The organism is Pseudomonas sp. FG13 (assembly GCF_057809755.1).
In genome coordinates this window covers 74,865-90,256 of the sequence record NZ_JBMDKO010000013.1, presented here as the reverse complement: position 1 = coordinate 90,256, position 15,392 = coordinate 74,865, and the positions used below count along the sequence as shown (strand labels likewise).

Here is a 15,392-nt window from a genome sequence, read left to right as displayed (position 1 = left end):
GCAGCACCGATGCACCCTACCAAGGAGGTCCCCCGATGTTCGACTTCCACCCCCAGCTCAAGCAGCGTTTTGCTGCCTTGCGCACGGGCGCTGAATTCTTTTCCCTGCGTTATGTGCGCGAGTCCGGCCAGCATCTGTCGGTGCGCAAGAACATCGCCGAACCGCCCAGCCTGGGCCGTGACGAAGGGGCGATGCTCACCGTGCGGGTCAACGGTGTCGAAGCCTATGCGGCCACCAATGACCTGTCCCAGGCCGGTCTGCAAGCAGCCCTGGAACGGGCCGAGCAACAGGCCCGCCGGCTCAAGCCCCACGCCCTGCTCGACCTGCGCGAACAGGCGGTTGCCAGCGACCGCGCCGATTACTTCTCGCCGCATTTCGACCAGGCGTTCCCCGCCCTGAGCGATTGCTACCAATTACTCGGCGACGAATCGGCGGCGGTGCCCCAGGACGAGCGCCTGGTGAATTGGCAGGTGAGCATCGGCCTGACCCAGGTCGAACAGATCTACCTCAACAGTGCCGGTGCCGAGTTGCGCCAGGCTCAGCGTTTCATCTACCCGGCTCTGGACGTCACCGCCTTCGACGGTCATGACAGCCAGACCCGCACCCTGGGCCGCGAGAACTTCGGCCAGCAAGGTGGCTTCGATGTGATCAACCGCTGCGGTCTCATCGGGGCCGGGCCGAAAATTGCCGATCAGGCCCTGCAATTGCTGATGGCGCCGAACACGCCGCAAGGCCCGCGGGACCTGCTGTTGATGCCCGACCAGATGATGTTGCAGATCCACGAGTCCATCGGCCACCCACTGGAGCTGGACCGCATCCTGGGGGACGAGCGCAACTACGCCGGCACCAGCTTCGTCAAGACCAGCGACTTCGGCCATTTGCAGTACGGCTCCAAGCTGCTGAACGTGACGTTCGACCCGGACATTCCCGAGGAACTGGCCAGCTACAGTCATGACGACGACGGCAGCCTCGCCAGCAAGCAGTTCCTCATCCGCGAAGGCTTGCTGCTGCGCCCATTGGGCGGCGCGCTGTCACAGTTTCGCGCTGGCCTGGACGGCGTCGCCAACAGCCGCGCCTGCGGCTGGAACCGCCCGCCCATCGACCGCATGGCGAACCTGAACATCGAACCGGGCGATCAGTCCCTGGAGCAGTTGATCCAGGGCATCGAACACGGCGTGCTGATGCGCACCAACCGCTCCTGGTCCATCGACGATGCCCGCAACAAATTCCAGTTCGGCTGCGAATGGGGCCAGTTGATCGAGAACGGTGAGCTCAAGGGTGTGGTGAAGAATCCCAACTACCGCGGCATTTCTGCGCAATTCTGGAAAAGCCTGCGGGCCGTGGGCGATGCCAGTACCTCCCAGGTGCTGGGCACGCCGAACTGCGGCAAGGGCGAGCCGAACCAGGTCATCCGCGTCGGCCATGCGTCGCCAGCCTGCGTGTTCAGAGACGTTGATGTGTTTGGGGGGGACGCTTGATGAGTACCGTCAACAATCAGGCCGAGGCATTCAAGACGCTGGTCGACTGGCTACGCGCTGCGTTGCATGGGTCCGAACAATTCACCTTGGGCTACGCCGCGGAGTCCTCGGCCTTCGTGCGTTTCAACCATGGCAAGGTGCGTCAGGCCGGGCAGGTGCAACAGGCCAATGTGAATTTCAAGCTGATCGACGACGGGCGCCATGCCGACCTGCAGATCACCTTGTCCGGCGAAACCGAGACAGACCTGCAACGTTTGAGCGAAGGCCTGCAACAGCTGCGCGATACCCTGCCGCTATTGCCCCGGGATCCTTATCTACTGCTCAACCATAATCACTGGCAGAGCAACAATGTGCAGGACCATCCGTTGCCGGAGACCGAACAGGCCGTGGACGAAATCGCCCGAGCCGCCGAAGGCCTGGACCTGGTGGGGATCTACGCCGCTGGCCCCATCAGCCGCGGTTTCGCCAGTTCTTCGGGGGCATTTGGCTGGCATCAGGCCAACAGCTTCAACTTCGACTTCAGCCTGTTCCACGAAAACGGCCAGGCAGTGAAAGCCAGCTACGCCGGCCATGAGTGGAGCAGCGAAGGATTTGCCAAGCGCTTTGCCCAGGCCCGCGAGCAACTGGCGTTTCTCGGCCGGCCGCTGCGCACACTGCCACCCGGTGAGTATCGTGCCTACCTGGCACCGGCCGCGCTGGAAGAGATCATGGGCATGCTCAGTTGGGGCGGGTTCTCGGCCCGGGCAATTGCCAGCAAACAGAGCCCGTTGCAGAAGTTCTACGCCGACGAGTCCACCTTCAGCCCCGTCGTAGGGCTGAGCGAGCAGGTGAGTGGCTCCTTGAGCCCGGCGTTTTCCGATGAAGGCTATCCGCGCGATGACCTGACGCTGATCGCCAAGGGCAAGGCCAACGCCCGGTTGGTCAATTCACGCAGCGCCGCCGAATACGGCCTCACCGCCAACGGCGCGAGCAGCTACGAATACCCTTCGGCGCTGGTCATGCAGGAAGGCCAGTTGGAGCAGGAGGACATTCTCGAGCGCCTCGGCACCGGTTTGTACATCAGCAACCTCTGGTACCTGAACTACTCGGACCAGCCAGCGGCACGCATGACCGGCATGACTCGCTTCGCCACGTTCTGGGTCGAGAACGGCCAGATCCAGGCACCGGTCAGCACCATGCGCTTCGACGACAGCGTCTATAGCCTGCTCGGCTCGCAACTCGAAGGCCTGACCCGGGAGCGGGAACTTCTACTCTCGGCCAGCACCTACAGCCAGCGGGCCACAGCCTCGATGCTGTTGCCGGGGGCGTTGGTCAAGCGGTTGACGTTGACCCTGTAAAGCATCGCGGGCAAGCCTTGCTCCCACAAGGGCAATGACATCCGGTGGGAGCAAGGCTTGCCCGCGATAAAGCCACCACGAACACCCTGAGACACAGCAAGAGGCCCCATGCCCAACCGTGCACCGCTCGACGCAACCACCGCCCGCTGGCTTCCGTGGGTCGTGGCGATCGCTTTCTTCATGCAGTCCCTCGACGGGACGATCCTCAATACCGCCCTGCCTGCCATGGCCAGTGACCTGGCAGAGAACCCGCTGCGCATGCAGGGCGTGATCATCGCCTACATGCTCACAGTGGCGCTGCTGATCCCGGCCTCGGGCTGGATCGCCGACCGCTTCGGCACCAAGAAAATCTTCTTCGGCGCGATCCTGTTGTTCAGCTTCGGCTCGCTGCTGTGTGCCTTGTCCAGCTCCCTGACGATGCTGGTCGGCGCCCGAGTCATTCAGGGCCTGGGCGGCGCACTGATGCTGCCGGTCGGCAGGCTGGTGGTGCTGCGGGCCTATCCGCGCTCGGAACTGGTGCGGATCATGGGTTTCATCACCATTCCGGGCCTGCTCGGCCCGCTGATCGGCCCGACCATGGGCGGCTGGATGGTGCAATACCTGACCTGGCACTGGATCTTCATCATCAACCTGCCGGTGGGGGTGATCGGCTGCTACGCGGTGTGGAAATTCATCCCCGACCTGCGCGGCAGCGAGCGCACCCGCTTCGACGGCGTGGGTTTCCTGCTGTTCGGCGCGGCGATGGTGCTGATCACCATTGCCATGGAGGGCCTCGGCGAGCTGCACTTGCCACACCTGCGGGTGATGTTGCTGCTGTTCGGCGGCCTGGCCTGCCTGGCGGCTTATTGGCTGCGAGCCGGACATGTCGAGAATCCGCTGTTCGCGCCGTCGCTGTTCAAGACCCGGACCTTCGCGGTGGGCATCCTTGGCAATCTGTTCGCCCGCCTGGGCAGCGGTGCCCTGCCCTTCCTGGTGCCGCTGCTGCTGCAAGTGGCCCTGGGTTATTCACCGTCCCAGGCCGGGATGAGCATGCTGCCCCTGGCGGCGGCGGCCATGGTCGCCAAATCCGTGGCCCGGCCATTGATCGAGCGGCTGGGCTATCGCATCGTCCTGACCGGAAATACCCTGGCCCTGGGCGTGATGCTGGCGAGCATGGGGTTGGTCAGCGAACAGACCCCGTACTGGCTGCTGTTGGCGCAACTGGCGGTACTGGGGGCGATCAACTCGCTGCAATTCACAGCGATGAACACCGTGACCCTGATCGACCTGGACGATGCCAGCGCCAGCAGCGGCAACAGCCTGCTGTCCGTGGTGGCGCAACTGTCCTTGAGCCTCGGCGTCGCCTGTGCCGGCGCCCTGCTCGGCGGTTTTACGGCCCAGGTGGGTAACGATGGGGTCGACACGGTGCTGGGCGCGTTCCAACTGACGTTCGTGACGGTGGGGGTCATGGCGATGCTGGCGGCGACGATTTTCTCCCAGTTGTCGAAGCAGGACGGGCGGCGGCAGAAACGTCACGATGAGCATATCGAGCATTAACCCAGACTTGAGTGGCTTCGGTAAGTTTTTGTGGCGAGGGGATAAATCCCCTCGCCACAGGTTAATCACCCAGCCTTCCAAGAGCCCCATGGCTCGCACAGCTCGTCCAGAACTTTCGAAGAAAGTGGCACGAGGCTGCTACACTGCGCGACATTTTGTTTTGCAGGCCTGTCCCGTGACCACCATTGCCACCGCTTTCAACACTTTGCCGCTGTCCGCCGCCATGCTGGCTAACCTCGAATCTCTCGGTTATGCCCAGATGACGCCGATCCAGGCGCAGAGCTTGCCGGTGATCCTCAAGGGCCTGGACCTGATTGCCCAGGCCAAGACCGGCAGCGGCAAGACCGCGGCGTTCGGTATCGGCCTGCTGAATCCGATCAATCCGCGCTACTTCGGCTGCCAGGCGCTGGTCATGTGTCCGACCCGCGAATTGGCCGACCAGGTCGCCAAGGAAATCCGCCGCCTGGCCCGTGCCGAGGACAACATCAAGGTCCTGACCCTGTGTGGCGGCGTATCCTTCGGCCCGCAGATCGCCTCCCTCGAACATGGCGCCCACATCATTGTCGGCACACCGGGACGCATCCAGCAGCACCTGCGCAAAGGCTCGCTGGTACTCGACGGCCTCAACACGCTGATCCTCGACGAAGCCGACCGCATGCTCGACATGGGTTTCTACGACGCCATCGAAGACATCATCCAGCAGACCCCGGAGCGTCGCCAGACGCTGCTGTTCTCCGCCACGTACCCGGCGGGCATCAAGCAGCTGTCGTCCAAGTTCATGCGTGATCCGCAACAGGTGAAGGCCGAGGCACTGCATTCCGACACGCAGATCGAGCAGCGTTTCTACGAGATCTCCCCCGAGGAGCGCATGGATGCAGTGGTCAAGGTACTGGCGCACTTTCGCCCGGCCTCTTGCGTGGCGTTCTGCTTCACCAAGCAACAGGTCCAGGAAACCGTCGACCATCTGACGTCCAAAGGCATTTCCGCCGTCGGCCTGCATGGCGACCTGGAGCAGCGCGACCGCGACCAGGTGCTGGCGATGTTCGCCAACCGCAGTACGTCGGTGCTGGTGGCCACCGACGTGGCGGCCCGTGGCCTCGATATCGATGCCCTGGACATGGTGATCAACGTCGAGCTGGCCCGGGACTCGGAAATCCATATCCACCGCGTCGGCCGCACCGGCCGCGCAGGGGAAACCGGTGTTGCCATCAGCCTGGTAGCGCCCTCCGAAGCCCACCGCGCCCAGGCCATCGAGCAACTGCAAAAGGCACCGCTGAGCTGGGACCAGCTGGACAACCTCAAGCCCCAGGGCGGCGGCCCACTGCTGCCAGCCATGAGCACCCTGTGCATCGCCGCCGGTCGCAAGGACAAGGTTCGCCCCGGCGACATCCTCGGCGCCCTGACTGGCGACGCGGGCATCCCCGGCACCCAGGTCGGCAAGATCGCGATTTTCGATTTTCAGGCTTACGTGGCCGTTGAACGCGGGATCGCCAAACAGGCACTCAAGCGCCTGAACGAAGGCAAGATCAAGGGACGTTCGTTGCGGGTGCGAATCCTGTAACCATCCCAACCAACGAAGTTCCCCTGTGGGAGCGAGCCTGCTCGCGATTGCGGCGGGTCAGCCAACCTTTATTTGACTGACACACCGCAATCGCGAGCAGGCTCGCTCCCACAATGGGTTTTGTGGCGAGACTGAGAGGACACCGTTTTGCGCTCTACCGAAGTCGTGATCATTGGCGCTGGCGCCGCAGGGTTGATGTGCGCGTTGACCGCTGCGGGGCGCGGACGGCAGGTGATGTTGCTGGACCATGCCAACAAGGCCGGCAAGAAAATCCTCATGTCCGGCGGTGGACGCTGCAATTTCACCAATATGTACACCGAGCCGGGCAACTTCCTCTCGCAGAACCCGCACTTCTGCAAATCGGCCCTGGCCCGCTACACCCAATGGGACTTTATCGCCCTGGTGGCCAAGCACGGCGTGCCGTATCACGAGAAAAAACTCGGCCAGTTGTTCTGCGATAACAAGTCCAGCGACATTCTCGGCGTACTTCTGGACGAGTGCGAACAGGTCGGGGTCAATCTGCACCTGGACACCTCGATCGAGCACATCGAGAAAACCGACGGCGGCTATCGGCTGCAAACCACCCTCGGCGTCATCGCCTGCCAATCCCTGGTGATCGCCACCGGCGGCCTGTCGATCCCGACCCTGGGGGCAACCGGCTTTGGCTATCAGGTTGCCAGGCAGTTCGGCCACCAGCTATTGCCAACCCGCGCCGGCCTGGTGCCGTTCACCATTACTGATCAGCTCAAGGCCTTGTGCACCGAACTCTCGGGCACTTCGGTCGATTGCCTGGTGAGCTGCAACGACCAGAGTTTTCGCGAAAACATCCTGTTCACCCATCGTGGCCTCAGCGGTCCGGCCATCCTGCAGATCTCGTCGTTCTGGGAGCCGGGGGACACGGTGCAGATCAACCTGCTGCCGGACCACGACGTGCCCCAATGGCTGCAACAACAGCAGGCCGAGCGCCCCAACAGCGAACTGAAAACCCTCTTGGGCGAGTTGTTCACCAAGAAAATGGCCAACCTGCTGGCCGATACCTGGTTCGTCTCCAAACCCATGAAGCAATACGCCCACGCGGAACTGGCGGACATTGCCGAGAAACTGGCGAGCTGGAACGTCATCCCGGCCGGCACCGAAGGCTATCGCACCGCCGAGGTCACCCTGGGTGGCGTCGATACACGGGAAGTCTCATCCAAGACCATGGAGTCGCTGAAAAGCCCCGGGCTGTACTTCATCGGCGAAGTGCTGGACGTCACCGGTCACCTGGGCGGGTTCAACTTCCAGTGGGCCTGGGCTTCGGGCTATGCCGCCGCACAATACGTCTGACTACCTGTCCTGTGGGAGCGAGCCTGCTCGCGATAGCGGTGGTTCAGTTGGTAATGAATTGACTGACACGCCGCTATCGCGAGCAGGCTCGCTCCCACAGGGTTAAGTGTCGGATGACGGAACACTTTTTGCTGTCAGATGTGATCGCCGCCATTGCGTCGGCGTCATTACTGCCTCAATTTAGTGTCATCGCCCGTCAGGCCCTTGCATTTCATGTCATCGACCTCGTTCCGCCAGTCTCTGCGTCGCCTTTGGGCGTTGGATAAATTCAGTTATAGCGTGCGGGTGTTCATCGCCCTGACCGGCAGCATGGCGCTGTGCTGGTACCTGGATGAGATGACGCTGCTGATTCCCTTGTTCCTGGGCATCATCGCCAGCGCCCTGGCCGAGACTGACGACAACTGGCAGGGCCGCCTCAATGCGCTCGCCGTGACCCTGGTCTGCTTCACCGTCGCGGCATTGTCGGTGGAGCTGCTGTTTCCCTACCCCATCCTCTTCATCATCGCCTTTGCCCTGGCGAGTTTCGGCCTGACCATGCTCGGCGCCCTGGGCGAGCGCTATGGCGCGATTGCCTCGGCCACCTTGATCCTGTCGGTCTACACCGTGATTGGCGTGGACCAGCGCGGTGGCGCGGTCACCGATTTCTGGCACGAACCCTTGCTGTTGGTGGCCGGCGCGGCGTGGTACGGCATGCTCTCGGTGCTGTGGCATGTCTTGTTTTCCAACCAGCCGGTGCAACAGAGCCTGGCACGATTGTTCCGCGAGCTGGGGCGTTACCTGAAGCTCAAGTCGTCGCTGCTCGAGCCGGTCCGCCAGTTGGATATCGAAGCACGACGCCTGGAACTGGCCCAACAGAATGGCCGCGTGGTGGCGGCCCTCAACGCGGCGAAGGAAATCATCCTGCACCGCGTCGGCAACGGTCGTCCGGGCTCGAAGGTCAGTCGTTACCTGAAGTTGTACTTCCTGGCCCAGGATATCCATGAGCGTGCCAGTTCCTCCCACTACCCCTACAACGCCCTGGCCGAGGCGTTCTTTCACAGCGACGTGCTGTTCCGCTGCCAGCGCCTGCTGCGCCAGCAAGGCAAAGCCTGCCAGGCGCTGGCCGAATCGATCCAGATGCGCCAGCCGTTCGTCTACGATGATCGCTTCGCCGAGGCCTTGAACGACCTGCACGCGTCCCTGGAACACCTGCGTATCCAGAGCAATCCGGCCTGGCGTGGCCTCTTGCGTTCGTTGCGGGCCTTGTCGGCGAACCTCGGCACGCTTGATCGTTTGCTCAGCGACGCCAGCAACCCCGATGCCCTGGCCGACGCTACTGACAGCAGCCTGCTGGACCGCTCGCCACACAGCCTCAAGGATGTCTGGCTACGCCTGCGCACGCAGCTCACGCCAACTTCGCTACTGTTCCGTCATGCCCTGCGCCTGCCCCTGGCGCTGAGCGTTGGCTACGCGATGGTGCACTGGATTCACCCGTCCCAGGGCTACTGGATCGTCCTCACCACACTGTTCGTCTGCCAGCCCAACTACGGCGCCACCCGGCGCAAACTCGGTCAGCGGATCATCGGCACCGCCATTGGCCTGACAGTGGCCTGGGCGCTGTTCGACCTGTTCCCCAACCCGCTGGTGCAGTCGTGCTTCGCCATTGCCGCCGGGGTGGTGTTCTTCACCAACCGCACGACCCGCTACACCCTGGCGACCGCCGCGATCACCGTCATGGTGCTGTTCTGCTTCAACCAGGTCGGCGACGGCTATGGCCTGTTGCTGCCACGGTTGTTCGATACCTTGCTCGGCAGCCTGATCGCCGGCCTGGCGGTGTTCCTCTTCCTGCCGGACTGGCAGGGCCGCCGACTGAACAAGGTCCTGGCCAACACGCTGACCTGCAACAGCATCTACCTGCGCCAGATCATGCACCAGTACGCCGCCGGCAAAAGTGACGACCTGGCCTATCGCCTGGCCCGACGCAACGCCCACAACGCCGACGCGGCGTTGTCCACGACACTGGCGAACATGCTGATGGAGCCGGGGCATTTCCGTAAGGAAGCCGACGTCGGGTTCCGTTTCCTGGTGTTGTCCCACACCTTGCTCAGCTACCTGTCGGGCCTGGGTGCCCACCGGGGGACCGAACTGCCAACGGATGTGCGCGAGCAGTTGATAGACGGCGCGGGGGTGAAGCTGGCCTCCAGCATCGACGAAATCGCCCAGGGACTGGCGACCAAAACGTCGATCGTGATCCAGAGTGACGAGGAAGAAGCCCTGGCCAACGAGCTTGAGCAGATGCCCGACGAAATTGATGAGGGCCAGCGGCTGGTGCAGACGCAACTGGCGTTGATCTGCCGTCAGCTCGGACCGTTGCGGACCTTGGCGGCGCATCTCATCAAGGATACGAGCGAGGCCTGAAAGCTGCGGCGGTCAATCGGGCCCCATCGCGAGCAGGCTCGCTCCCACAGGGGTATGCATTTCAATGTGGGAGCGAGCCAGCTCGCGATGGGGACCAGCATGGGCAGCGCAAAACTCGCTCACATACCGTGCATTTCCAGGATCCGCGCATAACTCCCATCCGCCTTCATCGCTGCGATCTCCCGATCGAACCCCGCCACGATCTGCTCATGTTCCGGGTTCTTCAGGCTGACCAGGATATGCAGGCTGTTTTCGCTCAACGGCTTGGGCAGGAACTCTACGGAATTACGCACCTTGGGCGATTCGCGGGCCAGGTAATAACGAGCGACATACTCGTCTTCCAGGGTCAACTTCACGCGGTCGGCAGCCACCATGCGCACCGCCATCGCAAAGTTATGCACGGGGACCTTCTGCATTTGCTGGTCCTCATCGAACGTCTTGGAATAGGCATAACCGCGAACCACGGCAATGGGGTAATCGTATAGCTGTTGCAGGCTGTCGAACTGGATCGGAGCGTCCTTGCGCTTGAGAAAGCGCACGCGGTTGAGCAGGTATTCGGCCGAGAACTGGCCTATATGAGTGCGCTCCTCGCTGTACCAGGCGTTGACCAACACGTCATAACGCCCTTCGCCGATGCCCAGCATCGCCCGGGCCCAAGGCACCTGTTCAAACTCGGTGGCATAACCGGCTCGCGCCAGGGCGGTGCTGACGATATCGGTCGCCAGGCCACCATTGACCAGCGTTGAGTCGGTAAAGGGTGGCCATCCATCCGCAACCAGGCGCAATTTCTGCGCACAGGCGTTGTGACTCAACAACAGCAACCCAATCAAAACAAGAGCTCGGTGCAATCGCGGCATGCCATACATCCTTGAAGGTTGCGAAGCCCATGTTTTTTGCCGAAATTCGGGAGATAAACAGAGACATCCCACCTAACATTAGCTCATTGAAACCGCTGCGCAGCGCTTGCACGAAGATTACATAAAGACGACAACGCTGCGAAAGCAGAATGATGGCAATTTGGCCTTTATCACATATTTTCGCTCACCCGGAAAAGAGACTTCCAGGCGCAACGCACTTAATATCGTGCCTCGGGCTCCTCAGGAAATTCACAACATGGACATCGATTGGGTCTGCAAACACCACAGTGACCTGAGCAAGGAACAGCTGTACGCCATTCTCAAATTGCGCGCCGACGTGTTCGTCGTCGAGCAGAACTGCGCCTATCCGGACGTCGACGGGCTAGACCTGGAAGGCGACACGTTCCACCTGATGGCCTGGCGGGATAACCACCTCGTGGCCTACCTGCGCCTGCTCGATCCTCATTCCCAGAACAGCGACGTGGTCATCGGCCGCGTGATCATCGCCCCTGAGGCACGGGGACAAGGGCTGGGACATACCTTGATGGAGCACGGGCTCAAGCACGCCGAGAAGAACTGGCCTGGCACGTCGATTTCATTGTCGGCGCAAGCGCATCTGCAGGGGTATTACGGGCGGTATGGATTTGAAGTGGTGGGGGTCGAATACCTGGAGGATGGTATCCCGCACATAGGCATGCATCGACCTTGAGGCTATCGTCGCGAGCAGGCTCGCTCCCGCATTTGAAACACATCCCCCTGTGGGAGCGAGCCTGCTCGCGATGGGGCCAGTACAACCACTATCCCTATCAGGGGTAGTCGAGCACCGCCTTGATCCGTGGCAGATTGGCCTCGATCCACCCTCGATCAATCGCCCCCCAATCGCGGATCCGATAGCCTCCGGCATGGTTGCGGGCACCTTCCTGCTGCTCGAACTCGCACACGATATCCAGGTCCGCCAGCGCCGCGACGGTGTCCTGGGCGGTGCGTCGAGGCATGCCGGTCGCTTCCATGAGCGCCGGGACATTGCTGGCCACGCCGCTGTCGATCAGGTAAGCCACATACAAGCGGCGATAGAAGCTGCTCTTGGTCTTGCTGACATCCATCCGGTCATTCCTTCGGTTGTTGCAGATCGCGCCAGGTCAGGTACACCCGCAGGTCGAATTCCAGCTGGTGATACCCCGGGAGCATGTGCTCGCAGAGTTGGTAGAACGCCTTGTTGTGGTCCGATTCCTTGAAGTGGGCCAGTTCATGCACCACGATCATGTTCAGGAACTCGGGCGCTGCGTCCTTGAACAGCGACGCAATGCGGATTTCCTTCTTCGCCTTGAGCTTGCCACCCTGTACCCGCGAAACCGCAGTGTGCAGACCAAGGGCACGATGGGTCAGGTCGAGGCGGTTGTCGAACAACACTTTGTCGATGGCCGGCGCATTACGCAGGTACTGTTGCTTGAGCTCCAGCGCATAACTGTACAGCGCCTTGTCGCTCTGGATCGGATGTCGGCCCGGATAGCGCTGGTGCAGGTAATCCCCCAGGCGATCCTGGGCAATCAACTGCTGCACCTGGGCTTGCAGCGCGGCGGGGTAGGCCTGGAGGTACTTGAGCGCGGTCATCGAGCGGCAATACTGTGGAAAAAGATCGCCAGTGTAGCGAACTCAGACCGTTAGCGCGCCCCAGTCAAAGGGTCTGGCGAACGCATCGGTGTCTGCCGCCGTCAAGGGGCGCGCCACGAGGAATCCCTGCACATACTCACAGCCATGGTCCTTGAGCCACTGATATTGCTCCAGGGTTTCCACACCTTCGGCGATTACCCGCAAGCCCAATTGCGTGCACAGATCGATCACCGAGGCCGCCAGGGCCGCATCGCGCGGCGAATCCGGCAATCGGGCGATCAGGTGCCGGTCGAGCTTGAGGGTATCGAGCTCAAGGTCACGCAAATGAGTCAGGGAGCACGGTCCCGAGCCGAAGTCATCCAGCGCCACCCGCACCCCGAGATGGCGCAGCAGCCGCAACTGCTTCTGGGTTTCGTCGGGATTGCGCATCAGCGCGTCCTCGGTTACCTCGACCTCCAGTTGCCGGGGCTTCAGGGCATGGCGCTCCAGGACCTGACGCAACTCGGTCACCAGGTTCGGCATGCCGAACTGGGTACTGCTCAAGCTCACCCCCAGCACCAGGTCATCGGCGAAATTTCGCTCCCAGACTTTGCGCTGGGCCGCGCTACGATGGTAAATCCAACTGCCTAGCCGGCTGATCAGCCGCGCTTCCTCCAACAAAGGCAGGAACAGACCCGGCGGCACATCGCCGACGCTCGGGTGCTGCCAGCGCAACAACGCCTCGAAGCCACGAATCCGCCCATCGTGGATATTCACCTGGGGCTGGTAGACCATATTGAAGTCGCGGTTCTCGATGGCCGAGCGCACGCTCTCCTCGAGCATCAGCCGTGAACGGGCTCGACCGTTCATTTCGTGGTCATAAAAACGATATTGCTGGCGGCCGGCACGCTTGGCTTCGTACATGGCAATGTCGGATGCGCGCAACAAACCGTCCAGATTGGCGCCGCAATCCGGGTAGGTCGCAATGCCGATACTGGCCCCCAACGCCACATCCATGCCTTCGATCTGCTGGCAGATCGCGACCCGTTCGATGAGTTTTTCCGCGATCTTGGCCGCCTGCTCCGGGAGCTCCAGGTCCAGCAGGGCCGTGAATTCGTCACCGCCCAACCGCGCCAGGATGTCGAAGGGACGCAGACAGGCTTTCAATTGTTCCGAGACCCAGCGCAACACCCGGTCACCGGCATCGTGCCCCAACGAGTCGTTGACGCGCTTGAAGCCGTCGAGGTCGAGGTACAACAGCACCCAGTTGCTTTCCAGTCGCTCGCTGCGCATCAGCAGGTTTTCGGCGGTCTGATAGAACCCCCTGCGGTTAAGCAAACCGGTCAGCGGATCCGTGACGGCCTGGAATTCGAGTTGCTGGTGCAAGTGCCGGATTACGGACATGTCCTGGAGTGTCACCACCATGGCCTTCTGTTCCGCGGGCAGCGGGGCGCAGGACAAGGCCACCGACACCTGTTGACCGGGCGCGGTGCGCAGGATCGCATCGTGCAGACGCCAGGTCTGGCCACGGCAATAGGCAGCATGAATATCGGAGTCGGCCCATTGTGGAATGTGGGGTTTCTGCAGGTAATCCAGGAAGGGCGTCCCCTGCAACTGCTCGGCCGTTGCATTGAGCAGACGGCAAGTGGATGGGTTGGCGAAACGGATGCAGCCGGCCTCGTCCACCACGAGGATCCCCTCGGCCGCGTTGTCCAGCACCGAGGCGTTGAACGCTCTGGCAGCCTCCAGGTCCTGGCTCAGGCGCTGCAAAGCCCGGCGATTGCGCTGGTGCTCCAGCAACGCTTGCACCTTGGGCTTGAGGATCTGCGGATCGAAGGGTTTGAACAGATAGTCCACCGCGCCACTGGCATAGCCTTTGATCACCGCATCCTGGGATTGCTCATTGGCGGTCAGGAAAATGATCGGCGTGAGGCGCGTGCGCTGGCTGCCGCGCATCAGGCGCGCCACTTCGAAACCGTCCATGTCCGGCATCTGCACATCCAGCAGAACCAGGTCGATGTCATGTTCGAGCAGCAGGTCAAGGGCCTCGACACCCGAGGTTGCGGTCATGACTTGCCAATCCTGACGCTGCAACAACGCTCGCATGCTGAGCAGATTTTCAGGGTAATCATCAACAATCAAAAGGACGGAGTTGTTTTCACCAAGCGTAGGTTGCGCGCATTCCATGCTGCTTCTCTTATCGGGGCGCCATGTCCGTTTTTCGTAGCAAAACGGACAAATACTGTGATCTCACTCTAGACCGTGATTTTGAAAAGCAGTAGGTGTCATCACGCCATCATCCCGACAATGCCCGAAATAGCCGACTAACGGTCACCCTTCTCGGGCACAGAAACTGCAATAGACCACAGTGACGATCACTTGACGTCAATCATTCGCCGCAAAACGACAACAAGCTCAAACCGGTGCTATCAGGACGCCCCAACTCGCGGGCTAGAGCCTCGCGTTGTTGCGCCTAACATTTCACTGCAGGAACTGAACATGATCGACCTTAACACTTGGAATTTGAGCATCCCCGAAGGCAGCCCGGCGATGACCATCGAAACCCCTCGCCTCGCGCAAGGGTTCAAGGATCAGTACTTCAACGCCGAAACCGGCACGGTATTTTTCTGGGCGCCGGTGACCGGCACCAAGACCGAGAACGCGATCTACCCCCGTAGCGAACTGCGGGAAACCTACAGCGACGGTACCCTGCGAAACTGGCTGTACTCGGCGGCGGACAACACCCTGCGAGCGACGATAACCGTCAACCAGGTGCCCAGCAGCGGCAAGATCGTGATTGGCCAGATCCACACCAAGAACAGCACCAGTCCCTTGGTGAAACTGGAATACCAGTACAAGACCTACAGCACCACCGGCAACATCGTTGCCAAGGTACGGATGCGTCCCGACGACGAAACAGGCCAGGTCATCACCATTGCCACCGGCGTGAAGCTCGACCGTGCCTTCTCCTACATGATCCATCTCAGCCCGAAAGGTGCACTGGGCATTACCGCGGCGGGTTACAACTGGAGGACGACTATCGATCCGACCTGGAAAGACAAACCTCTGTACTTCAAGGCGGGCGTGTATGTCCAGGACAACACCGGCTACCCCACCGAGGGCGGAAAAGTGACGTTCAGCCTACTGGAAATCAAACACGTCACCCTCTGAATGTTGCGCCACCTGTGAAGGCATCCGTCTGCGGGTGCCTTTTTTTTTGTGCATGAAAGGCAAAGCGTCAAATGGCCATCGCCCAATTGTTCCGAGAAAAATCCAACTAGCCGACCAACGGTCATCCGCCTCGGGCACA

At 61.5% G+C, this 15,392-nt stretch carries 12 protein-coding genes; 8 read left to right on the top strand and 4 right to left on the bottom strand.

Annotated elements, in window-relative coordinates; genetic code table 11:
• Nucleotides 1–35 precede the first annotated feature (35 nt).
• The 6 genes from ACODTO_RS13510 to yccS all read left to right on the top strand — a co-directional run bounded on the left by ACODTO_RS13510 (nt 36) and on the right by yccS (nt 9,635).
• Nucleotides 36–1,478 (top strand): TldD/PmbA family protein, encoded by a 1,443-nt coding sequence (locus ACODTO_RS13510; RefSeq protein ID WP_139640763.1) that lies wholly within the window; start codon nt 36–38, stop codon nt 1,476–1,478.
• On the top strand, nt 1,478–2,815 hold the full coding sequence (locus tag ACODTO_RS13505; RefSeq protein WP_175362362.1) for a TldD/PmbA family protein: 1,338 nt from the start codon (nt 1,478–1,480) through the stop codon (nt 2,813–2,815). The genes ACODTO_RS13510 and ACODTO_RS13505 overlap by 1 nt, the downstream gene beginning before the upstream one ends.
• 108 nt (nt 2,816–2,923) lie before the next feature.
• Nucleotides 2,924–4,351, top strand: a complete 1,428-nt coding sequence (gene mdtD, locus ACODTO_RS13500) for a multidrug transporter subunit MdtD (protein WP_139640767.1) — start codon at nt 2,924–2,926, stop codon at nt 4,349–4,351.
• A 223-nt stretch (nt 4,352–4,574) separates the two neighbouring features.
• On the top strand, nt 4,575–5,912 hold the full coding sequence (dbpA, locus tag ACODTO_RS13495) for an ATP-dependent RNA helicase DbpA (RefSeq protein ID WP_489106577.1): 1,338 nt from the start codon (nt 4,575–4,577) through the stop codon (nt 5,910–5,912).
• Between the two features lie 147 nt (nt 5,913–6,059).
• Nucleotides 6,060–7,238 (top strand): BaiN/RdsA family NAD(P)/FAD-dependent oxidoreductase, encoded by a 1,179-nt coding sequence (locus tag ACODTO_RS13490; protein ID WP_489106569.1) that lies wholly within the window; start codon nt 6,060–6,062, stop codon nt 7,236–7,238.
• 213 nt (nt 7,239–7,451) lie between these two features.
• On the top strand, nt 7,452–9,635 hold the full coding sequence (yccS, locus tag ACODTO_RS13485; protein ID WP_139640772.1) for a YccS family putative transporter: 2,184 nt from the start codon (nt 7,452–7,454) through the stop codon (nt 9,633–9,635).
• Between the two features lie 119 nt (nt 9,636–9,754).
• Here yccS and ACODTO_RS13480 read toward each other — a convergent pair whose 3' ends face one another.
• On the bottom strand, nt 9,755–10,492 hold the full coding sequence (locus ACODTO_RS13480; RefSeq protein ID WP_139640775.1) for a substrate-binding periplasmic protein: 738 nt from the start codon (nt 10,490–10,492) through the stop codon (nt 9,755–9,757).
• Nucleotides 10,493–10,748: 256 nt separating this feature from the next.
• Here ACODTO_RS13480 and ACODTO_RS13475 point away from each other — a divergent pair, with 256 nt between their 5' ends.
• The gene (locus tag ACODTO_RS13475; RefSeq protein WP_139640777.1) at nt 10,749–11,201 is read left to right on the top strand and encodes a GNAT family N-acetyltransferase; all 453 of its coding nucleotides are present in this window, start codon (nt 10,749–10,751) and stop codon (nt 11,199–11,201) included.
• Between the two features lie 97 nt (nt 11,202–11,298).
• On the opposite strand, the gene ACODTO_RS13470 is transcribed toward ACODTO_RS13475, so the two are convergent.
• From ACODTO_RS13470 to ACODTO_RS13460, 3 genes are read right to left on the bottom strand one after another with little or no spacing between them, the layout of a single operon-like run.
• On the bottom strand, nt 11,299–11,595 hold the full coding sequence (locus ACODTO_RS13470; RefSeq protein ID WP_175362358.1) for a winged helix-turn-helix domain-containing protein: 297 nt from the start codon (nt 11,593–11,595) through the stop codon (nt 11,299–11,301).
• Between the two features lie 4 nt (nt 11,596–11,599).
• Nucleotides 11,600–12,103, bottom strand: coding sequence for a YgjP-like metallopeptidase domain-containing protein (locus ACODTO_RS13465; RefSeq protein ID WP_024778831.1), 504 nt, complete (start codon nt 12,101–12,103; stop codon nt 11,600–11,602).
• Between the two features lie 42 nt (nt 12,104–12,145).
• Complete coding sequence (locus ACODTO_RS13460; protein ID WP_139640781.1) at nt 12,146–14,269, bottom strand: putative bifunctional diguanylate cyclase/phosphodiesterase; 2,124 nt, start codon at nt 14,267–14,269, stop codon at nt 12,146–12,148.
• Nucleotides 14,270–14,581: 312 nt separating this feature from the next.
• Between ACODTO_RS13460 and ACODTO_RS13455 the strand changes: the two genes are divergently transcribed.
• Complete coding sequence (locus ACODTO_RS13455; protein ID WP_139640783.1) at nt 14,582–15,253, top strand: polysaccharide lyase family 7 protein; 672 nt, start codon at nt 14,582–14,584, stop codon at nt 15,251–15,253.
• Nucleotides 15,254–15,392: the final 139 nt, after the last annotated feature.